This is a genomic window from Streptomyces sp. AK08-02 (assembly GCF_033795085.1).
Lineage (GTDB): Bacteria > Actinomycetota > Actinomycetes > Streptomycetales > Streptomycetaceae > Streptomyces > Streptomyces echiniscabiei.
Genome location: NZ_JARAZV010000010.1, coordinates 365,246 through 385,791 on the forward strand (window position 1 = coordinate 365,246; position 20,546 = coordinate 385,791).

Annotated in this window: 17 protein-coding genes; 12 read left to right on the top strand and 5 right to left on the bottom strand. The window is 72.1% G+C overall.

What is annotated here, in order from left to right:
- Positions 1-145 precede the first annotated feature (145 nt).
- The 4 genes from PV734_RS22805 (at position 146) to PV734_RS22820 (ending at position 5,037) form a co-directional block, all read left to right on the top strand.
- On the top strand, positions 146-1,387 hold the full coding sequence (locus tag PV734_RS22805; RefSeq protein ID WP_319291305.1) for an FxsB family cyclophane-forming radical SAM/SPASM peptide maturase: 1,242 nt from the start codon (positions 146-148) through the stop codon (positions 1,385-1,387).
- Complete coding sequence (locus PV734_RS22810; protein ID WP_319291307.1) at positions 1,384-2,802, top strand: aKG-HExxH-type peptide beta-hydroxylase; 1,419 nt, start codon at positions 1,384-1,386, stop codon at positions 2,800-2,802. Before PV734_RS22805 ends, PV734_RS22810 begins: the two co-directional genes overlap by 4 nt.
- A 207-nt stretch (positions 2,803-3,009) precedes the next feature.
- On the top strand, positions 3,010-4,095 hold the full coding sequence (locus PV734_RS22815) for a glycoside hydrolase family 5 protein (protein WP_319093249.1): 1,086 nt from the start codon (positions 3,010-3,012) through the stop codon (positions 4,093-4,095).
- Between the two features lie 66 nt (positions 4,096-4,161).
- The gene (locus PV734_RS22820; RefSeq protein ID WP_319291310.1) at positions 4,162-5,037 is read left to right on the top strand and encodes an LLM class flavin-dependent oxidoreductase; all 876 of its coding nucleotides are present in this window, start codon (positions 4,162-4,164) and stop codon (positions 5,035-5,037) included.
- A 24-nt stretch (positions 5,038-5,061) separates the two neighbouring features.
- Here PV734_RS22820 and PV734_RS22825 read toward each other — a convergent pair whose 3' ends face one another.
- Complete coding sequence (locus PV734_RS22825; RefSeq protein WP_319093251.1) at positions 5,062-6,072, bottom strand: expansin EXLX1 family cellulose-binding protein; 1,011 nt, start codon at positions 6,070-6,072, stop codon at positions 5,062-5,064.
- 361 nt (positions 6,073-6,433) lie between these two features.
- Here PV734_RS22825 and PV734_RS22830 point away from each other — a divergent pair, with 361 nt between their 5' ends.
- From PV734_RS22830 to PV734_RS22855, 6 genes are all read left to right on the top strand, one after another.
- Positions 6,434-7,798: a GH25 family lysozyme gene (locus PV734_RS22830; RefSeq protein WP_319093252.1), complete on the top strand. Its 1,365-nt coding sequence runs from the start codon at positions 6,434-6,436 to the stop codon at positions 7,796-7,798.
- Positions 7,799-7,824: 26 nt separating this feature from the next.
- Positions 7,825-8,208 (top strand): hypothetical protein, encoded by a 384-nt coding sequence (locus tag PV734_RS22835; protein WP_319093253.1) that lies wholly within the window; start codon positions 7,825-7,827, stop codon positions 8,206-8,208.
- A 34-nt stretch (positions 8,209-8,242) separates the two neighbouring features.
- Positions 8,243-8,659 carry a hypothetical protein gene (locus PV734_RS22840; protein ID WP_319093254.1) on the top strand — a complete coding sequence of 139 codons (417 nt, stop codon included), beginning with the start codon at positions 8,243-8,245 and terminating at the stop codon, positions 8,657-8,659.
- A gap of 45 nt (positions 8,660-8,704) precedes the next feature.
- Positions 8,705-9,484: a D-Ala-D-Ala carboxypeptidase family metallohydrolase gene (locus PV734_RS22845; protein ID WP_319291313.1), complete on the top strand. Its 780-nt coding sequence runs from the start codon at positions 8,705-8,707 to the stop codon at positions 9,482-9,484.
- 184 nt (positions 9,485-9,668) lie between these two features.
- On the top strand, positions 9,669-10,886 hold the full coding sequence (locus PV734_RS22850; RefSeq protein ID WP_319093256.1) for a sensor histidine kinase: 1,218 nt from the start codon (positions 9,669-9,671) through the stop codon (positions 10,884-10,886).
- Positions 10,883-11,539, top strand: coding sequence for a response regulator transcription factor (locus tag PV734_RS22855; protein ID WP_319291315.1), 657 nt, complete (start codon positions 10,883-10,885; stop codon positions 11,537-11,539). Before PV734_RS22850 ends, PV734_RS22855 begins: the two co-directional genes overlap by 4 nt.
- A gap of 200 nt (positions 11,540-11,739) precedes the next feature.
- Here PV734_RS22855 and PV734_RS22860 read toward each other — a convergent pair whose 3' ends face one another.
- Both PV734_RS22860 and PV734_RS22865 read right to left on the bottom strand, forming a co-directional pair.
- Positions 11,740-12,411 (bottom strand): sigma-70 family RNA polymerase sigma factor, encoded by a 672-nt coding sequence (locus PV734_RS22860; RefSeq protein ID WP_415924249.1) that lies wholly within the window; start codon positions 12,409-12,411, stop codon positions 11,740-11,742.
- A 212-nt stretch (positions 12,412-12,623) separates the two neighbouring features.
- Positions 12,624-13,289 (bottom strand): hypothetical protein, encoded by a 666-nt coding sequence (locus PV734_RS22865; RefSeq protein ID WP_319291318.1) that lies wholly within the window; start codon positions 13,287-13,289, stop codon positions 12,624-12,626.
- 159 nt (positions 13,290-13,448) lie between these two features.
- Between PV734_RS22865 and PV734_RS22870 the strand changes: the two genes are divergently transcribed.
- Positions 13,449-14,510: a LacI family DNA-binding transcriptional regulator gene (locus PV734_RS22870; protein WP_319291320.1), complete on the top strand. Its 1,062-nt coding sequence runs from the start codon at positions 13,449-13,451 to the stop codon at positions 14,508-14,510.
- Between the two features lie 125 nt (positions 14,511-14,635).
- On the opposite strand, the gene PV734_RS22875 is transcribed toward PV734_RS22870, so the two are convergent.
- Positions 14,636-16,105: a ricin-type beta-trefoil lectin domain protein gene (locus tag PV734_RS22875; protein ID WP_319093260.1), complete on the bottom strand. Its 1,470-nt coding sequence runs from the start codon at positions 16,103-16,105 to the stop codon at positions 14,636-14,638.
- Positions 16,106-16,631: 526 nt separating this feature from the next.
- Here PV734_RS22875 and PV734_RS22880 point away from each other — a divergent pair.
- A complete protein-coding gene (locus PV734_RS22880; RefSeq protein WP_319291323.1) occupies positions 16,632-19,595 on the top strand; it encodes a helix-turn-helix transcriptional regulator in 2,964 nt (987 codons plus the stop codon).
- 79 nt (positions 19,596-19,674) lie between these two features.
- Here PV734_RS22880 and PV734_RS22885 read toward each other — a convergent pair whose 3' ends face one another.
- Positions 19,675-20,532, bottom strand: a complete 858-nt coding sequence (locus PV734_RS22885; protein WP_319093262.1) for a hypothetical protein — start codon at positions 20,530-20,532, stop codon at positions 19,675-19,677.
- Positions 20,533-20,546 lie beyond the last annotated feature (14 nt).

Here is a 20,546-nt window from a genome sequence, read left to right on the forward strand (position 1 = left end):
CATTCATGATGTTGACGCTGTAGTTGACCCGCCCGAATACTGGTCGCACGTCGAACAGAGTGCGCCGTCGGCAACGCCCGGACGGGCACCGGACAGACGCCGGACAGGCCCAAGGTCCGCGACGTACGCCTTCGGGGGGAAGCGGATGAGTCGACCGCCACTGGGCCGGGCCGAGCCGCCCTGGCCGACTACCGCCGACGTGGCGGCACGCCGGGCGGCGGGCTGGCGGCCGACTCCGCTCGACTCCTTCGTCCTCAAGGTGCACAGCCGCTGCGACCTGGCCTGCGACTACTGCTACATGTACCGCTCGCACGACCAGAGTTGGCGCGCCCAGCCCCGCACGATGACCCCGGCGACCCTCGCCCGCACCGCCGAGCGGATCGCCGAGCACCTGACCACGCACGGGGTGACGGAGGCCGGCGTGGTCCTGCACGGCGGCGAGCCACTGCTGATCGGCGACGAGGCGCTCACGCGGACGGTGCGCACCCTGCGCGCGGCGGTCGGCGCCGGGGTACGCCTGCATCTGAGCCTGCAGACCAACGGCCTCCGTCTCACCGAGCAACGTCTCGATCTGCTCGGCGAGTTGGGTGTGACGGTCGGTGTGAGCACCGACGGCGGCCGGGCCGCCCACGACCGGCACCGGCGGGGCGCCGACGGCCGTGGCAGCCACGCCCGGGTCGAGGCGGCCCTGGGCCGCCTGGCGAGCGGGCGCCACCGCCCTCTGTTCGGCGCGCTGTTGTGCACCATCGACCTGCGCAACGACCCGGTGCGCACCTACGAGGCCCTGCTGACCCACTCTCCCCCGGCCGTCGACTTCCTTCTCCCGCTGGGCAACTGGCAGACCCCGCCGCCCGGTGTCGACCCGAGCGGCCGGCGCACCCCGTACGCGGACTGGCTGTGGGCGGTCTTCGAGCGCTGGTACGGCGCCCGGACCAAGGAGACCTCGGTCCGTCTCCTCGACAACCTCCTCGCCCTGCTGCTCGGCGCCACCCCGCGCACCGAGGCCCTCGGCCTGTCCCCGGTGCGGTACGCGGTGGTCGACACGGACGGTTCCCTCACCCAGGACGACACGCTGCGCACCGCGTACGACGGCGCCGCCCGCACCGGCCTCGACGTCCACCGCCACTCCTTCGACGCCCTGCTGCTCCACCCGGGCATCGCGGCCCGCCAGTGGGGCACCGCCGCGCTGTCCGCCACCTGCCTCGCCTGCCCCCTGCACCGGGTCTGCGGAGGCGGCCACTACGCCACCCGCTACGACCACGCCACGGGCTTCGCCAACCCGAGTGTGTACTGCGCGGACCTGACCGAACTGATCGGCCGGGTACGGCGCCGGGTGGCCGCGGACCTGGGCGCGCACGGCGCCCCGCTGCCCTCGGGAGCGGCATGAACCCGTCGCCGTACCGGATGCCGGGGGCGCTGTTCGACGCGATCGCCGCGGGCGGCGGCGGGGCGGCGGCCCTGCGGCTGCTGGGCCGTGCCGAGCACAGCAGGCGCCTGGCCTGCGCGTACGCCGTGACCGTGGCGGGCCGGGAGACCGGGGGCGCGGCCGGTGCGGCGGCCGAGCACGCCTGGGGGCTGTTCACCGACGCCACGCGTACCTCGCCCGAGGCGGTGGCGGCCGTACTGACCCATCCGTCGGCGGGCCCCGCCCTGTTCGGCCTGCTGGCCCAGCTGCGCCACCCGAACGGTCAACTCCCGCCGCCCGTGCACTGGTTCACGGCCCTGGCGGTGTCGGCGGCGGCCCGTGCGGGGCTGCCGACCCGGGCCGGGCTGCCTCTCACCGGTTCCTGGGCCGCCCTGCCGTCCCTGGGGCGGGCCCGCTTTCCCGGCGCCCGCCCCGGCGACCGCGCCGAGGTGCGCGTCGACGAGGCGGGCCACTGCCGCGTCACAGCGGCGGGCGAAACGGTCGCGGTGCCCGGACTCCCCTACCCCGGAGGCCCGTTGGGCGACCCGGCGCACGGACCCATCAGCTCCGAAGACTCCGAAGACTCCGACGGCTTCCACGGCGCCACCGGCCGCTGGCACGGCGCGCGATTGCTCGCCGTCCTCGACGGCGGTGCCCCGCTGCTGCTGGACACCCTCGACCCGCCCTGCTTCCCGCACTCCGCCCGCCACCCCGACGGCATCTCCGGTGCCGAGGCGCACCGGTGGGCCGGCGCGGCCCGGGGCGCCTGCCGCCTCCTGCGCGCCGACCATCCCGAGACCTACGCCGAACTGGCCGCCGGACCACACCTGTTGGTGCCGCTGACCCGCCCCGGCCACGGCAACAGGAGCGGCAGCAGTGCGGAGACCTTCGGCTGCATGGCGCTGTCTCCGCCGACCTCGGTGACGGGCCTCGCGGTGACCCTCACGCACGAGACGCAGCACAACAAACTGGCGGCGCTGCTCCATCTCTTCGACCTGTTCGAACCGGGCGGCCCCGACCGCTTCTACGCCCCCTGGCGCCCAGACCCGCGCCCACTGCCCGGCCTGTTCCACGGGGCGTACGCGCATCTGGGCGTCGCCCTCTTCTGGGAGCGCCGCCGGGAGACGGAACCCGACCCGGCGCTGCGCGCCACCGCGCACGCCCAGTTCGCCCGCTGGCGCCTGGCCGCCCACGAGGCGACCACCGTCGCCCTGTCCTCAGGCCGTCTCACCTCCCTCGGCCACCGCTTCGCCCAGCACATGCTGACCACCCTGGACACCCTGCGCCGTCTGCCGGTGCCCGCCCCGGCTCTGCACCACGCCGAGTCGGCGGCCCGCGCCCACCGCGCCGACTGGCAGAACCGGAACGGGGACGAGGCCCGCAGGGTGTCGGCGTGAAGACGCCACGCCCTCGCTCCCACCCCCGCTTTTCAGCACCTTCAGCACCTTGACGTTCGACCTGTCGGCACCCGTTCCACCCGGCGGACGTGTTACGCGCCGGAAACCTTGACGATCTCTGTGGCGGGTGCCACGATTTCGGCGCCGCGATGTTTACGTAAACATCGCCCCCCTCGGTCCCCGACCGGCATGCGAAAGGGCAAGTTGATGCGCAACATCCTCGGCGCCACCCGCCCCTCCCCCAGACTGCGCGCCGCCCTCGTGGCGCTCGCGATCGCCGCGACCAGCGGTACGGCGGTCGCCGTCAGCCCCGCCTCCGCCTCCACCCCTGCCGCCGCCCTCGCGGGCGGCGCGCCGAGCAAGGACACGACCCAGTTCAAGGGCGTCAACTGGGCCGACCCGCGCGACAACTTCGCCGACGACCTGCTCCAACTGTCCGGTCTGTCGACCTCCGACAACTACGCCCGCACCTACGCCAAGTCGACCCGGATCATCGCCGCCTTCCGGGCGAACCTCGGTGCCAACACCGTGCGGCTGCCGATCAACCCGTACACCGTCAACGGCTCCTACTGGAAGTCGTACCGCGCGGTCATCGACGCGGCGTCCGACCAGGGCTTCAAGGTGATCGTCTCCTACTGGGAGGGCACCGGCGCCCAGAAGGACGGCTTCATCGACGACACGGCCACCTACTGGCCCATGTGGGACCGGGTCGTCAAGGCCTACAAGAAGGACAGGCACGTCTACTTCGAGCCGATGAACGAGCCGCACGGCTACACCGACACCGAGTGGGCCGACATCGCGGCGAAGTGGCTCGCGACCTACAAGTCGGTTCCGCGCAACCAGGTGTTCGTCAGCGGCGCCGGCTACAACGACCACGTCACGTCCGTCTGCGCCGACCCGCGTCTGAAGGGCACCTACCTGTCGCTGCACCACTACGGCTTCTGGAAGGACTACGCGACCTACGACCAGTGGGTGGCGGACCTGAAGGTACGTATCGGCAACTGCGCCAACCGGACCGTCGCGGACGAGTTCGGGGCCTTCATGACCACGGGCCTCGACTACAACAAGAAGACCCCCGACAACAACTTCGTCAACTTCATGCAGGCCGTCACCGACACCTTCCGCGAGCTGAAGATGGGCTCCGTCTACTGGCCCGGCCTGCGCACCGACGACATGTACTCGATCCAGAAGCTGGTCGGCGACCCCAACCGCCCCTGGCTGGCCACCACCAACCAGTCCGGCGCCGACCGCCTCGCCTGGGGCTGGGGCCGCGGCAAGCCGGTCAAGGGCTGAGCGACGACCGGCGTTCCGGCCGGCACCTCATTGATCGGCGCCGGTCCGGATCATAGGTTCGGGCGCATGACGAACCTTCGGATCGGTGTGATGTACGACCGCGACTGGGCCCCGGAAGGGCTGCCCGAGTTCGCGCGGCAGGCCGAGGCCCTCGGCGTGGACGACCTGTGGGTGGTCGAGGACCTCGGCTGGAACGGCGGCGTCTCCGCGGCCGCCGTGGCACTCGGCGCGACGCGGCGGCTGCGGGTGGGCATCGGGATCACCCCGGCTCCGCTGCGCAGCCCGGCGCTGCTCGCGATGGAACTGGCCACGCTGGCCCGGGTGTTCCCGGGCCGGCTCGTCGCCGGGATCGGGCACGGGGTGCGGGAGTGGATGGCCTCGGTCGGCGTCGCCCCCCGTTCACCGCTGGCCCTGCTGGAGGAGACGATCACCTCCGTGCGGGCCCTGCTGCGCGGTGAGCGGGTCGAGCTGGCGGGTCGCGAAGTGCGCCTGGACGGAATCCAGTTGGTACACCCGACCACCGAACCGCCGCCGGTGGTCGCGGGTGTGGTGCGCCCCCTCTCGCTGGAGCTGTCCGGCCGGGTCGCCGACGGCACCCTGATCGCCGAGGGCCACGGCCCGCGCGACCTGGAGAACACCCGGGCGCTGACCGCGAAGGGCGGCGCCGGCCCCGACCACACCCTCACGGTGCTGGCCTTCTGCTTTGTGGGCGACGACCCCGGCGAGGTGGCACGGACCCTGCACCCGCACACGGAGGGCCACGGCGAGTGGCTGGGCCGCCCGCAGGAGGACGTGTTCACCGTGTCCGGCAGCGCCCCGGAGGCCGCCGAGGACATCGGCGCGCTGTCGGCGGCCGGCGCGGACACCGTCGTACTCCGGATCGTCGGTGCCGAGCCGCTGCGTCAACTCGAGGCCGTACTGGGGGCCTTGGGGCGTCGCTGACCGGCGTGGTCAGTGCGCGGCGGGTCAGTGCGCGGCGAACTGGACGCGGGTGGGCTGGACGACGTCCGGCCGCACCGTGATCCCGTCGACGGTCAGCTGCTCCCCGTAGATGTCGCTGATCCTGATCGAGCCGCCGCACCCGGTGCCCTGCTCGGAGAGGAAGTAGTTGTAGCTGGTGCGCTCGAGCCGGACCCAGCCGCTGCCGGTACGGACTTCGAGGCGGGCCACGGGATTGCGGTGGCCGATCACCTGGATGCCGCACCAGTACTTGCTGGACCCGGTCTTGTAGCGGATCGAGATCGGGTCCACCGAGGACGGGCTCAGCAGGCTCCAGGTGATCGGGATCCGGCCGGTCACGGGGGCGGCGAGCTTGGCGAACGCCTGGGGACTGAGGTCGAGTTGTCCGGGGAGGCAGTCCCCGGGGCACTCGTTGGTGATCCGTACCGTGACGGAGGCCCCGCTCGCCGCGCGGACGAGGATGTACGCCCCGCACGCCTTGGACGTCTCGTAGTCGGCGGTGTTCATCGCGGCGGTCATCTGGTCGCTGGTCGGCCCGAACAGGCAGGCTCCGTCGCCGCTTCCGGTGTCGTAGAAGGTGGCGACGCCCTTGTAGGTGGTGCCGGGCTGGATCCGCCCCGCCAACGGCGCCGAGCCGGAGGCCGGGCGGGCGGCGACGCCACCGCTGGCGCTGCCACTGCCGGTTCCGCTGCCGCCACCCGTGGCCGGGGGCTTGGGCGTGGCCTTCGGTTTCGGCTTGGCGGAGGCCGAGGCGGTCGACCTGGCCTTCGGGGCCGGGGAGCGGGTGGCCGAGGGCGTCGGGGACGGCGTCGGCTCCGGCGAGGTGGGCGGGACGATCACCCGTGCGCCGGCGGCGGACGCGACCGAACCGCTCCCGTCGTCGGTCTGATGGTCGGGCCGGAGCGCCACGACCAGGGATATGACGATCGCGACGGCCGCCGCCGCGGCGCAGACGAGAGCGCCGCGCCTACGACGGGAGGAACGGCGCTGGGAACGTCGTGAGGATCGGGACGCCACGGCAATGGTCCTAACTGGTCCGGAAGTACAGGTGCTCGATGCGAGGCTCCGGTTGAGGCAGCTTCCGGCCCTCAGTCTCCACCGCGCCCGAAAAGGTTGCCGCGGTTTCGCGGATCCCACGAAAATCACCTCCCTCCCCGTCCGCCGCGAGCCGCGCCGCCGCCTTCCGTGTCCCAGGTTCGTCCCAGCAGTCGTCCGTCCCCGCAGGTCACAGACGTGCGAGTGTCCCGGCGTCCCGCTCCGGAGCGGAAGGATCCGCGGCGGGACGGCCGCTGCCAGCATGGCCGGCAGCCGGGGACCACCACCGGCCACTCGCAAGTCACGCACAAGTCACACGCACGACAGGTAGGGGGAAATCCTGATGGGACCAAGGACACTTCTGCGCGGTCTGACCCTCGCCGTGGCAGCGGTCCTGCCCCTGTACGGGCCCACGGCGGTACAGACGGCACAGGCGGCTCAGGCGGCGGAGGCCGCGGCAACGGCGGTCGCGGTCTGCGGGCACACGAGCGCGCAGCCCACGCTGGAGCGAGGCGCGACGGGGGACGCGACACTCGAGGCCCAGTGCGAGCTGAGTCTGGCGACGAAGCCCAGCCGGTACACGCCGATCGCGGCGGACGGCACGTTCGGGCCCGCCACGGAGACGCGAGTCAGGGAGTTCCAGCGGTGCGCCGGGCTGGGGGTGGACGGTGTGCTCGGCCCCCAGACCTGGGCGGCGCTGAACACCTGGGCCGCCGAGCCGCACACCTGTGCGACCCCGGGCACGTCCAGCACGGCGCAGGCGACCGTGTGCGGCCACACCGACACCCGGCCGACGCTGAAGAAGGGTGCGAAGAGCACCGAGGTCAAGGAGGCCCAGTGCCGGCTGAACCTCGCCATGGAGGCGTTCCACTACCCGCCGCTGACGATCGACGGCGACTTCGGGGGCGGTACGGAGTCCCGGGTCATCGAGTTCCAGCACTGCGCCAACCTCAGTGCCGACGGCGCGGTGGGCCCGAACACCTGGGCGAAGCTGGTGGACTGGTCCAGTCGTAACACGTACTGCGCGCCACCACGCCCCGCCGGGTACGCGATAGACGGCCTCGACACCGCCAAGTACCAGCACCCCGGCGGCGCGCCGATCGACTGGAAGGCCGTACGGGCCTCGGGCGTCGAGTTCGCGACGGTCAAGGCCACCCGGGGCACGAACGTCACCGACGAGTACCTGACCGCCGACCTCCAGGGAGCGCGGGCGGCGGGGCTGGCCGTCGCGCCGTACCACTTCTACACGGGCACGGCGGCGGACACGGGTGGCGCCCAGGCCGACCGGTTCATCGCCGCCGTCCGCGCGACCGGGTACACCGGGAAGCGGGCGGGCGACCTGCCGCCGGTCTTCGACCTGGAACGCATGGACGACGGCAGCGGACGCTGCCCCACCTACGGCACGGTGGACGACGCCAAGGCCTGGCTCGACCGGGTGGAGGCGGCCTTCGGCCGTACGCCGATCATCTACACCCAGAAGTCCGTCCTGGACGACTGCCTGGGTTCGACCACCGCCTTCGCCCGGTATCCGATGCAACTCGCGGACTACCGCCAGTCGATCACCCAGCCGCCGCTGCCGAACGGCTCGACGACCTGGGCGATGTGGCAGTACACGGACGCCGCGCTCTTCCCGGGCATCCAGGCCCCGGCGACCGCCGACGTGTTCAACGGCACCCAGGCCGACCTGGACCGGCTGGCCAACCGGTGATCCCGGCCGTATCGAGGAGGAACCCCATGATCGACCGTTTCGCACGCGCATCCCTCGTCACCCTGCTCGTTGCCCTGGGCTTCACCGTTCCGGCGCCCGCCTCGGCAGCCACCGCCGCCACGAGCTGTTACGGCGGAGCGGTCACGGTGCACTACGGGGAGGTGCGCGACTTCGGCCCGTACGTGACCACGAGCCGCTGCACGGACATCAACATGCGCATGACCGGCGGCGACGCCGACTTCGGCTGGGCCTGCGTGCAGTTCGCGAAGGTCGGCGCCTGCAACTACTGGACCAAGATCGGCCGGAGCTGGACGACCATCGCCACCGACGTCCTGAACGGAACCAAGTTCACCGTGCCCAACGGCGTCGACCTGGAAGGCAGTTCAGCCACCTTCCAGATCGCCTTCTGACCCTCTCACCCACTTCACCGAACGGAGACCCACCATGATAAGGACCAGGGCGCTCGCCTCGGCTCTCGTCACCGTCGCCGCACTGCTGGGAGCGGCTGCCGCGCCCGCCGCCGCACAGGCCTCGGCCGCGGCGACCAGCTGCTACGGCGGCGCGAAGAACCTGAACTACCGCTACAAGGGGGACGGGCCCAGGGAGTACGGCCCCTTCACCACGTCCTCGCGGTGCGGTGACATCAACATGCGGCTCACCACGGACGACCAGAGCTTCCTGTACGCCTGCGTGGTGTTCGTCGACCACACCGACAAGTGCAACCACGACAACACGTACTCCCTCCACGGCACCCCGTGGGCGACGGTCGCCACCGACGTCAAGGACGGCACCCGCTTCGTCCTGCGCGTCGGCCCCTATGACACCGGCGCGCAGAACGTGGACTTCCAGCTCGCCTACTGAACCTCTCTCCGCTCCTTCTCGCACCACCGTTCCGAAAGGACGACGATGACCTTCCTCTTCCGTTCCGCCGACGGCCGCTCCGTCGGCAGCCGCTCGCTCGACCGCCGCAGCATGCTGCGCGGCACGCTGGCCGTCGGCACCGGCCTGGCGTTCAGCCCGCTGCTGCTCTCCGGTACCGCGCAGGCCTACTCGTGGTCGCGCACCATGAACCAGGGCGACAACGGCGCCGATGTGCTGGAGCTGCAGATCCGGGTCGCGGGCTGGGCGGCCGACACCGCGAGCCAGACCCGGGTCGGCCTGGACGGGGACTTCGGTCCCGGCACGGCCGCGGCCGTCAAGCGGTTCCAGGCGGCGTACGGTCTCACCGCCGACGGCAGCGCCGGGCCCAACACCCAGGCGAAGCTCAACGCGCTGGAGCAGTCGGACGGCTCCACGGCCCACTTCAACTGGAGCGAGTTCTACGACCAGGCGAGCGGCAACTTCAACGGCGGCAAGGTGAGCGCGGCCACGGTGAAGGAGAACGCCCGCCGCTGCATGTACAAGCTGGAGGCGCTGCGCAAGAAGCTGGGCGACAAGCCGATCACGGTCAACTCCGGCTTCCGCAGCATCGCCCACAACGCCGACATCGGCGGGGCCAGCGACAGCATGCACCTGTACGGCACGGCGGCCGACCTCGACGTGCCCGGCGTGGCCACCAAGACCGTCTACCAGAAGGCGGAGACCTGCGGGTTCTCCGGGCTGGAGAGGTACACCGTCGACCACCAGCACGTCGACAGCAGGGCCGACCTGGGCCGTGACTGGTGGTGGGAGAGCGGCACGGTCTGACGCCGCTCCGGACGATCGACCGTCCGGAGCCGGCGGCCCCGGGTACCGCCGCGACGGTACCCGGGGCCGCCGCGGTGTCAGCACGGCGTGCCGGCTCACGGCGGCGGACCCCCGACGAAGGTAGGGGGTCGTGATGTCCCTTCGTCGGGGGTCCGGAGTGCGGGCGCGTCCCTAGGATGACCGGGTGACTTCCGGGCCGGAACGTGATGTGCCGCTGTGGGCGGAGGTGCCGTCGGCGGTCCTGCTCGCTCTGCTGTCCGCCCTGGAAGGCTTCCGGTTGGCCGGTGACACCCTGGCCGATCCCGCTCCGTGGGTCGCGGTCCTCGCGTCATTCGCTGCCCTCGGCCGCCACCGGTTCCCGCGGGCGGTGGCGGCCCTGGCACTGGTCTCGGTCGCGCTGGGCTCGCTGCTCCCGTTGCTGGTGACGCTGTATCACTTCGCGTCGCGGGGCAGGTTGCGGGCGGTGTGGGTGTGCCTGGGAGTCGCGGCGGGCGCCGGACTCCCCTGGTTGGCGGTGGCGCTGGCCTCGGACCGTCCTCTCTCCTGGGTACGGCTGCAGACCTGGGCCGGTTCCGGGGTCGGGAACGCCGTGCTGGTGGCCCTGGCCCTGGCGCTCGGGATGTGGGCGGGGAGTCGGCGCAGACTGTTGGGCGCGCTGCGCGACCAGGTGGAACAGCTGCGCGTGGAGCGCGAACTGCGCGCCGAGCAGGAACGGTCGGCGGAGCGGGCCCGGATCGCCCGCGAGATGCACGATGTGCTCGCCCACCGGCTGAGCCTGCTGACGCTGCACGCGGGAGTGCTCCAGCTGCGCGAGGAGGGAATGTCACCGGCCGGCCTGGAGCGACTGGCCCTGTTGCGGGACACGGCCGGGCGGGCGCTGGACGACCTGCGCGAGGTGCTGGGAGTACTGCGCTCCGACCGGCCCGCCGGGGCGGAGGGCCCGGCACCCGTTCCGGCGCCCGCCGTACGGGACCTGGACGAGCTGCTCGCCGAGGCGCGGGCCGCCGGCCAGGTGATCGAGTCGGTGGTCTCCGGTGATGTGGAGAACACGTCGACCGGACACCGGCTGGCGGTGCACCGGCTGGTGCGCGAGGCGCTGACCAACGCCCGCAGACACGCCCATGACGCGCCCGTCGCGGTGAGCGTGCACTACGGGCCGCCGGTCACCACGGTGGAAGTGGTCAACGGCCGTGCCGAGCACACCGGGCACGCCGAGCGCACCGGCCGGTCACCGGTCACCGAGGGTTCCGCGACTGCCGGTGGCTACGGTCTGATCGGTCTGGCGGAGCGGGTCGCGGCGCTCGGCGGTCAGCTGCAGACCGGGGCCTCCGGCGGCGGTTGGCGGCTCTCGGCCAGGCTGCCGGCGTCCGCCCCCGCCTCTCCTCCGGCGCCCGTCCCATGATCAACGTCCTGGTGGTCGACGACGACGCCCTGGTCCGGCTCGGACTCGTCGACCTGCTGTCCACCGACCCGGAACTGACCGTCGTCGCGGAGGCGTCGGACGGCCTGGCCGCCGTCGAGCGGGCGAGCCTGCACAGGGTCGACGTCGCCCTCGTCGACGTACGCATGCCCCGGATGGACGGCATCACCGCGACCCGCCGACTGCGCGCGCTCCCGAACCCGCCACGGGTGATCACCCTGACCACCTTCGACCTGGACGAGTACGTCTACGACGCGCTCGCCGCCGGCGCGGACGGCTTCCTCCTCAAGGACACCGAGCCGCGCGAGATCATCCGCGCGGTCCATGTGGTGGCGGACGGCCAGGGCATGCTGCATCCGGCCGCCGCCCGTCGGCTGATCGACCGCTTCCACCGCACCGCCCACCCCGCAGCGCCGGAAGCACGGTCCCGTGTCGCGGGTCTGACCCCCCGGGAGACGGACGTCCTGGCACGGCTCGCGCAGGGCGACTCCAACGCGGAGATCGCCGGTGCGCTGGGAATGCGGGAGAGCACCGTCAAGGCACACGTCAGCCGGATCCTCGGCACGCTGGGCGCCGGCAACCGCGTCCAGGCCGCCCTGATGGCCCGCGACGCGGGCCTGGGCGACCACGGCTGACGGCACACCCGTTCAGCACCGGTGGGGTCCTGGATCCGCCCGTCCTGGAGCCCGGCCGGCGCGTGCCCTACGTCCTGTGGTTCGAGCGGAGCGGGAAGGTCGCCGTCCGGGCGACCGTGGTCCAGGCGGAGCCCGTGAGGTGAGTTTCGGGGGCCGGGGCGTCGGTGCCCGTGGCCCCGAGGGCACCGACGCCCCTCCCGTCACGCGGCGACGGCGGCCAGGGCCCGGTCCACCTCGGCCGGCTCGGCCGACTCCGCCTCGCCGAGGAGTTCGACGAGGGTCGCGCGGGCGCGTGCCACCCGGGAGCGGATCGTCCCGACCGGGCAGCCCCCGGCGACGGCGGCGTCCTCGTAGGGCAGCCCCGCCAACTGGGTGAGGACGAACGCCTCGCGGCGCTCGACGGGCAGCGCGTCCAGCAGGTCGAGCAGGGCCACGCCTTCGTCGAAGCCGGGCAGCCCGCCGGGCTGGGCCCGCTCGGCCCAGCCCGTCCAGTCGTCCACGTCGGCCGCCCGCGGCCGGCCGGCGGCGTACCGCAGGTTGTCGATGACCGTGCGGCGCGCGATGGACAGCAGCCAGGTGCGTGCCGACGAGCGGCCCTCGAACCGGTGCAGGCCGCCGAGCGCGCGCAGGAACGTGTCCTGGGCGAGATCGGCGGCCAGTTGGCGGTCGCCGGAGAGATACGTGACGTAGCGGACGACGTCCGAGTACAGGGTGCGCACGAAATGGTCGACGGCGTCGGGATCGCCGGCGCGGGCGGCGAGGGCCCAGACGGTGGCCGGGTCGTCGGGCACCGCCCTCGTGGCGGGCCGGTCGGACGCCGTGCGCCCCGCGTCGTGTTTTCTGGACGGCAGGGGGAGGACAGGAGAGGTCACCTGGTGTCCTTCTCGGGTGGTCCGGGTCAGGTCCGCGCGGCGGCACACCCACGAGCGTGCGCTGGGCACGCCGGGTGGGTTCCACCACCGGGGAGGGTCCCGGGACGGGAGGGGGACGGGGCGTACGACGTGCGCGCCCCGCGCCCGAAGCCGCGTGTCCGCGGTACCGACAGACGCGGCACCGGCACGGCGGCCTCGGGGAGCCTGCTGTCTCAGCTGACAGCGGTCCCGGCCGGAGGCCCCCGAGAGATGATCGTGTGGGTGAGCGTCAGCCGCGGGATCCGCTCGGCACGCTCACGCGTCGGCCGCAGACCGGGCCGGCGCGGTGGAACGGGCAGGGCGAGAAGGGGCAGCCGCAGCGGAGCGGCCAGCCATCCGGCGACGGCCCGCAGGAGCCTGAAGGCGGCCCGCTCGCCGTACGCCAGCCACAGACCGGTCAGCAGGGCGGCCAGCGTGTGGGCGGCGAGCATGCCCAACGACGACGTACCGCCGGTGCCGTGAGCCATGTGGCCCATGTGACCCATGTGCGTGGAGTTCATGGGCATGGAGCCCATGTCCATGACGCCCATGGCGTTCGTGGCGTCCATGGACGTCGAGCCGTTGGGCATGCCGGATCCCGCGGCGGCCGTCCCGCCCCACGAGAAGGCCGAGTGGAGCGCCCCCTGCACGACGACCACGACGGACACCACCAGCGGGAGCCCCCGCTCACGGTCCGCCAGGGTCCAGCCGACGGCGCTCGTGGCGGCGAAGCCGGCGGACAGCGTCCACCACGGCACGGTGGAGCCCGACATGAGTACGTGTCCGAGGGCGGCGAGCAGCACACAGACGGCCGCGAACACCGCGGCTCGTACCGTGCGCGCACCCCACCCTGCAGTCATGACGGCCTCATCCTCGCATCCGGGCGCCGCTCGTCACAGGTGGGTACGGACGGGGCCCGGGCCCACAACTCATCCAGCAGGGAGTGATACAGAACACACAGCCCGGGAGGTGGGCCTAGGCTGTTGTCAGGACCCGGCAAACAGGGGAAACAAGGGATCATGGCGATTGGGGACAAGCCCATCTCCGGACGGCCCCGGCCGTCGATGGCGGACGTCGCCCGGCACGCCGGTGTCGCGCCGCAGACGGTCTCACGCGTGTCCAACGGCCACACCAACGTCGACCCCTCGACGAGGCAGCGCGTCGTGGAGTCCATGCAGGCACTGGGCTACCGGCCGAACGGAGCCGCACGCGCGCTCAGAAGCGGGCGGTTCAACACGATCGGGGTCATCACCTTCACGCTCAGGACGTACGGGAACACGCGCACGCTCGACGCCATCACCAGCGAGGCCGCCCGCGCCAAGTACGCCGTCACCCTCATTCCCGTACCGGACCCGACCATGGGCAGGGTCTCCGGTGCCTACGACCGGCTCAGCGAGGCGGCCGTGGACGGAGTGATCCTCGTCTTCGAGGCGCGTTTCCTGGACGACGCGGAGTTCAGCCTCCCGCCGGGGGTCCCGATGGTGGTCGTCGACTCCGACACCGGTCCCGGCTACACCGTGGTGGACACCGATCAGGCGCAGGGCGCCCGGCAGGCGACGGAACACCTGCTGGAACTCGGCCACCGGCAGGTGTGGCACATCGCGGGCCCCCCGGCCTCGTTCTCCGCGGCCCACCGGGTGGAGTCCTGGCGGCGCACCCTGGAGGACGCCGGGATCGTGCCGCCCCCGGTGCTGTACGGCGACTGGACCACCCGGTCCGGATACCAGCACGGATTGGCCCTGGGGCGGCGGCCCGAGGTCACGGCCATCTTCGCCGCGAACGACCATATGGCGCTCGGTGTCATGCGTGCCCTCCACGAGCTCGGCCGCCGGATTCCCGAGGACGTCAGCGTGGTGGGGTTCGACGACGTGGAGGAGGCCCATGCCTTCTGGCCACCGCTGACCACCGTGCGGCAGGACTTCGCCACCGTCGGCCGGCTCAGCCTGCAGAAGCTGCTGGGCAAGATCGGACGCACCGGGCCCGACAGAATCGACAAGACCCTGGTCCCGACCCGGCTGGTGGTCCGCGCGAGCACGCAAGCGCCGCCGCCCTCGCCGGAAGGCGAAGAACGGCGGCGCTGACCCGCGTAGGGACCGGACCGGACCGGGTCGGGTCGGGTCGGGTCGGGTCGGTTCGGTTCAGATCAGTGATCGGATCGGATCGGATCGGTGATCCGATCACTGATCGGGGCGAACAGCTGCCCGTATCAGCTCCTGGCCCACTGCTGGTTGGTGCTTCCGTTGCAGTACCAGACGTCGACCGACGTGCCGTTGCCGGTGCCCGCTCCGGCCGCGTCCAGGCAGAGCGCCGGGTTGGCGACGCTGGTCACCGAGAGGTCCGCGTTCACGTTCCACTGCTGTGCCGCGGCGCCGGTGCAGTCGGTGATGACCACGGGGTCTCCCGCCGTGCTGCCGGTGCCTCCCACGGTCATGCACTTGTTGCCGTAGACGGTGAGTTGTTTGTCCGCGTTCCAGTTCCAGATCTGGTTGCCGCCGGCGTTGCAGTCCCAGAGGTCGAGCTGGGTGCCGTTGGTCGTACTGAAGCCGGGCACGTCGACGCAGCGCGTGGAGCCGACTCCGCGCAGTACCTCACCGGGAGGCGCGGGCGGCAGGTTGTTGACGGGCGGGGTCTTGCCGAAGCCGTAGCCCCAGCGCAGCAGCGCGACTCCGGTGGCGCTGTTGTCCACCAGGTTGCCCTTGGCGTCCAGCGACTCGATCGAGTAGGCGTCGCCGTTGCGCAGCCCCGGCCAGTACACCAGCCCCATCCCCTTGCTGCGGGCGGTGTTGGCCACGGCCGCGAGGTACGAGGTGTAGATGTTGCCGTTCCACGCGCCGTAGTTCAGACCGATGGTCATCGGGGAGCCGGCCTCGTCGATGATGGTCCGGCCGGTGTACTTGCCGAGGCGGGCGTTGAGGTCGGCGGTCCACTCCGACTGCTTGGTGTAGCTGGCCCAGAAGCCGTAGAAGTGCAGCGACAGCAGCGTTCCCCGCAGAGCGGGTGCCGCACCGACACCGGTGACGTTGTCGTTGTAGCCGGTGCCGCTGATCACGACACGGCCGCGCGGGACGTCCTTGTGCTGGGCCAGCCAGCCGCTGGTGACGGAGACCCACTGGTCCAGGGTGTAGCCGTGCGGCTCGTTCATGGGCTCGAAGTAGACGCGCGGGTTCTTCTTGTACTCCCGCACGACGGTGTTCCACATCTTCTTCCAGGCCGCCGTGTCGTCGACCAGCCCGTCCTTGCTGGTGTCGGCCTCCCAGTAGCTGACGATGACCTTGTCACCGTAGGCCGTGGCCGCGTCGATCGTCGCGCGGTACGACTTCCACCAGGTGGTGCCGACGCTCGCCGGGTTGATCGGCAGCCGCAGGGTGTTGGCGCCCAGGTTCTTCCTGAAGCCGCGCACCATGTGATCCGTGGTGCGGTACACCGTGCGGTAGTTGTCGGTGACCGACAGTCCGCTGGGTACGACGGCGTCACTGGCGTAGTTGTCCCGAGGGTCCGCCCAGTTCACTCCACGGAAGTCACTGGTGCCGCCCTTGGACGCGGGCTTCGCCGGCGCGTGCGAGGGGGCCGACTGCGCGAGGGCGGGCGCCGGGGCGGTCAGGAACATGAGGGTCGCGCCGAGGCCGGCCATGAGCACACTGGCCAGTCTTCTCGACCTCGTCGGGGTCTTGGTCATGTCGTCTCCAGTGACGGAAATCGCGGAGGTCGGAGTGCGGGTTCGTCACCTGAGCGACTCGGTGAGGAACCACGGTCCGGAAACAGCTACTCGGACCCGTGTAAACCGGCCATGGTTACGTAACCATGGCCGGACAGTGACACGCCGCCCACCCCGGTGACAAGACTCGTGACGCTTCCGAAACACGCCGGACCCTTTCACCGGGCCGGAGCCGGTTCGTCGCCGTGCGCCGGATGCGGACCTCTCGGGCGAAGTCGACGCCCCGACACCCGGAAACCGCTTCCGGTCCATCGCCGCCGGGATCCCCGGAACTCACGAAGGGCGGGAGCGGCGTGGGGCGGCGCCACCGACATCGTCGGCCGCGACTCCCTCACCGACCCATCCGCGCGGCCCGTACGGCCCACGGCATCCGAGGTGCGGACGCGGCCTGGTTCACCGTCATTGACCGTCATTCACCGGCGCGGCGGTTACTACGATCAACAGGGGAGAATGATATGTGAGGGGAATGTAAAGACAGGGGGCAACTGTGGGGGCGGACAGCGTAGTTGGGGACGGCGGGAACGGGGCTCCGTTACTGGGCCGCTCCGTCGAACTGGCCCGGTTCGACGCACTGCTCGACCGTGCGTCGGAGAGCGCGCGCGGCATGGCACGGGGCGGGGAGTTCCGCGACAGCGGGCGCTCCCGGCTCGTCGACATCACCGGTGAGGCCGGCATCGGCAAGAGCCGGCTGCTCGGCGAGGTCTGCGCCCGGGCACGCCGACGCGGAATGACGGTACTGCGCGGCAGAGCCACGGAGTACGAACGGCAGGTGCCGTTCCAGGTGTTCACCGACGCGCTCGCCCACCTCGACCCGCACGCCCTGGACGGCTTCCAGGAGGCCGACGCGGTGGCGCCCCTTCTCCAGCGGAGCGGCACGGTCGACCGTTTCGCACTGCACCGGTCAACGGCCGTCCTGCTCGCCCGGCTCGCCGCCCCGTCCGGGCTGCTGCTGGCCCTCGACGACCTGCACTGGGCGGACCCGGCGTCACTGGAGCTGCTCGACCATCTCGTACGCCATCCCGTGCACGCCCCCGTCGTCCTGGCCGTGACCCGCCGTGACCGCCAGAGCCCCGAGTCCCTCGCCGCCAGGCTCACCCGCGAACTCGACACCGGCACGGTCGTCAGACTCGGCCTGAGACCGCTGAGCGCCCACGACTGCGCCGAACTGGCCGGCACCGGTCTGCCGCCCGCCGACACCGCCGCGCTGTACGCCGCGAGCGAGGGCAACCCCTTCTACTTCCTGACCCTCCTTCAGGCCCACCGCGGGGGTACGCCGCCCGAGGCCTCGGCACCGCCCGGCCTGGGCACCCTGCTGCTGGACGAACTGACCGTGCTCGCCCCCTCGCGGCGCGGCATCGTCGACGCCGTGGCGGTATTGGGCGAGAACGCCACCCCGGCGATGGTGAGCCGGGTGACCGGCCACTCCGGCACCGCGTTCACCGCCGACGTGCACGCTCTCACCCGACGCGACCTGCTGCGCCCCACCCCGCAGGGCCTGCTGACCCTGCGGCATCCGGTCGTACGAACCCTCGTCCACGAGAGCACGCCCCTTCTGAGGCGCGTCGAGATCCATCGGCTCGCCGCGCGGGAACTGGCCCACGCGGGCGCCTCCGCCGCCGAGCGGGCCCACCATGTCGAACAGTCGCTGACCGCCTGGGACCCGGCAGCGGTGGCCGTACTCGAAGAGGCGGCCGCACGAACCGCCCGGACGGCCCCGGCGAGCTGCGCCCACTGGCTCGAAGTGGCACTCCGCCATCTTCCGCACACTCCCGAACACACCGACCGGCGCCGGGAGTTGGTCCTGCGCCGGGCCCGCGCCCTGGCCGCGTGCGGTGGCCTGCGCGAGAGCCGCGACCTGCTCCAGGAACTGATCGCCACCCCGCGTCGGTCACCCGGTGGCGCGGTCAAGGACGAGAACCAGGACCGCCTCCGAGTGCGCGCGGTCGTCCTGTGCGCACTGGTGGAACGTCATCTGGGGCGCTGTACCGAGGCGGTCGCGCTGCTACGCCGCGAGCTGACGCGCGGCCACGCCCCGGCCGACGTCGTCCGGCTCGGCCTGGAGCTGGGCTCGGCCGCGCCCCAGGACAGCGGCACCTCGTACGCCCAGGTGCGCGCGGAGGTCGACATGGCGCTCTCGGCGGCCCGGTCCACGGAGGACGAGGTCGGGGAGGCGGGCGTCCTCGCCGTCGCCGCGCTGGGAGAGGCGTACGAGGGCAACATGGCCGCCGCGCACCAACTGGCCCGGCAGGCCGCCGCCCTGGTCGACTCCCTGCCCGACAACGACCTCACCGCGCTGTGCGAACCACTGGCCCGGCTCGGCTGGGCGGAGGCCTTCCTGGAGCACTATCCGGACGCGGAGCGGCACGCGGAGCGCGGCCTCGACATCGCCCGCCGCAGCGGTCAGCTCTATGTCGTGCCTCATCTGCTGCTGTGCCTGTCCCACGTACGGGTCCAGACCTGCCGGATCTCCTCGGCGCTGGAACTCGCCGACCAGGCCGAGGACATCGCCCGCGGGATCGGCAGCGACCAGTTGCTGGCGTTCGTCCTGGCGAGCAAGGCGGCGGCACTGGTCGCCGCCTGCCCGCCGGGCGATCCGCGCCCGCTCGCCGTCGCCGAGGAAGCCGTGGCCGCGGCCGGTACCGGGGTCGGCTGGTGGGCCTCCACGGCCTGGTGCATCTTCGCCTGGGCCGCGCTCATGGCCGGCGATCCGGTCCGGGCCCGGGAGGCGATGCTGCAGGCGGGCGGCCCCGAACTGCAGCGGATCCAGCCCTCGTTGCGACCGCTCTACCTGGAGATCCTGGTCACGTCCGCCCTGGTGACGGGGAGGCCCGAGGAGGCCCGCGGCTGGGCCGAGCGGGCGCGCAAGGAGGCGGAACAGCTGGGGCTGCCGATGCTGCGGGCGTCCGCGCTGCGCAGCGCCGCCCATCTGCCGCTGGCGCAGGGGGACACCGCGGCGGCGGCCGACCTGTTCGCGGAGGCCGCGGCGGAGAGCGCCCGCTGCGGCGCGGTCTTCTGGGAGGCCCACTCCCTGCTGCTCGGCGCCCCGTTGGAAGCGGCGGCGGGCCACGGCCGGGGCGGCACGCGCGCCTGGCTCAGGGGGCGCCGGCTCGCCGAGGCGGGCGGCAGCGGAATGCTGGTCGGCCTCGCCGACGCCACCCGTCCGCCCGGTGTCGACTCCGAGGTTCCGTACGGTTCCCCGGACCGCACGGAACTCACCCGGCGCCTGGCCACCCTGACCGCCCGTGAGCTGGAGATAGCCGAACTGGTGGCGCAGGGTCTCACCAGCCAGGCCATCGCGGACCGGCTCTACGTCAGCCGGCGTACCGTCGACACCCATGTCTCCCGCGCCTTCCGCAAGACCGGGGTCTCCTCCCGCACCGCCCTGGCCGCGCTGATGGCCCGCCGCCGTACCGGGAGCCGTTTCGGGGACGCCCGCCCGGAACAGGACTGACCTTGGTCCAGGTGCCCTCGGGGCGGTGATCGGCGCGCCTGTGCGAACCGGTCACCGCCCGACTCGGCCTGGAATCCACCTACTTGACGTCGACGAAGTCGCCGGGCGACGTCGCGGCGCCGGTCGTGGCGGTGCCCGCGAAGACGTAGCGGTAGTCGCCGTCGACGCCGGCCTTGGTGGTGGTGCTCAGGGCGCCGCTACGGCTGGTCCTCACCGTCTTGAGGGTGCTCCAGACGCTGCTGCCCTTCTTGCGGAACTGCAGCTTCACCGGCTGGGTCGCGTATCCCGTGGTCTTGCCCGTGGACCAGTCGGCGCGGGTCAGCTTGCCGGTGACCGTGATGGTCCTGCCCTTCTTCACCGGCTCCGGGGAGGCGTTGACGGTCAGCTTCGCGGCCCGCTTGATGGTGGCCTTGGAGACGTCGTCGTCGATGCTGATGTTCAGGTAGAGGTCGAAGGCGCCCAGGAAGAGTTTCCAGACCCCCGGGGTGCCGTTGCCGTCCTTGAAGTCGACAGCGGGGTCGATGGTGAAGACCGCCTTGCAGCTGTAGCTGTAGCCGCCCTCGACCGTCGTCTCCGTGCAGACGGGGTCGGCGTCCGTCCCCAGGGCGCCGGTGATGGTGTCCGTGCTCGAACTGTCGGTGCCCTGCCACAGGAACGCCTGGGTGAGGGCCAGGCCTTCCTCGTCGAAGGCGGTGAACGTGACGGGAACGGCCTTCTTGCCCGTCACACCGAGCACGATGTCCTTGCCCTTGTTGACGACTCCGTTCTTGAAGGTGGTGTCGCCGATCGGGTCCTTCGGCAGGCCGCTGTGCGCGGCGAAGGCTCTGAGATCCTTCGCCGGCCCAGGTCGCTCCGCTCCCTGGGCGGCGCCCGGAAGAACGAGCGCCGAGAGTACGAGGGCGCCGGAAAGGGCGGTGGCCGCGGTGCGTATGCGCATGTGATGTCCCCAAG

Excerpts from the sequence above, each read along its gene's own strand:
- PV734_RS22840 (WP_319093254.1), top strand. The coding sequence starts at position 8,243 with ATGATAAGGACCAGGGCGCTCGCCTCGGCTCTCGTCACCGTCGCCGCA.
- PV734_RS22845 (WP_319291313.1), top strand. The coding sequence starts at position 8,705 with ATGACCTTCCTCTTCCGTTCCGCCGACGGCCGCTCCGTCGGCAGCCGC.
- PV734_RS22835 (WP_319093253.1), top strand. The coding sequence starts at position 7,825 with ATGATCGACCGTTTCGCACGCGCATCCCTCGTCACCCTGCTCGTTGCC.
- PV734_RS22830 (WP_319093252.1), top strand. The coding sequence starts at position 6,434 with ATGGGACCAAGGACACTTCTGCGCGGTCTGACCCTCGCCGTGGCAGCG.
- PV734_RS22820 (WP_319291310.1), top strand. The coding sequence starts at position 4,162 with ATGACGAACCTTCGGATCGGTGTGATGTACGACCGCGACTGGGCCCCG.
- PV734_RS22865 (WP_319291318.1), bottom strand. The coding sequence starts at position 13,289 with ATGACTGCAGGGTGGGGTGCGCGCACGGTACGAGCCGCGGTGTTCGCG.
- PV734_RS22815 (WP_319093249.1), top strand. The coding sequence starts at position 3,010 with ATGCGCAACATCCTCGGCGCCACCCGCCCCTCCCCCAGACTGCGCGCC.
- PV734_RS22805 (WP_319291305.1), top strand. The coding sequence starts at position 146 with ATGAGTCGACCGCCACTGGGCCGGGCCGAGCCGCCCTGGCCGACTACC.
- PV734_RS22810 (WP_319291307.1), top strand. The coding sequence starts at position 1,384 with ATGAACCCGTCGCCGTACCGGATGCCGGGGGCGCTGTTCGACGCGATC.
- PV734_RS22885 (WP_319093262.1), bottom strand. The coding sequence starts at position 20,532 with ATGCGCATACGCACCGCGGCCACCGCCCTTTCCGGCGCCCTCGTACTC.
- PV734_RS22870 (WP_319291320.1), top strand. The coding sequence starts at position 13,449 with ATGGCGATTGGGGACAAGCCCATCTCCGGACGGCCCCGGCCGTCGATG.
- PV734_RS22875 (WP_319093260.1), bottom strand. The coding sequence starts at position 16,105 with ATGACCAAGACCCCGACGAGGTCGAGAAGACTGGCCAGTGTGCTCATG.
- PV734_RS22855 (WP_319291315.1), top strand. The coding sequence starts at position 10,883 with ATGATCAACGTCCTGGTGGTCGACGACGACGCCCTGGTCCGGCTCGGA.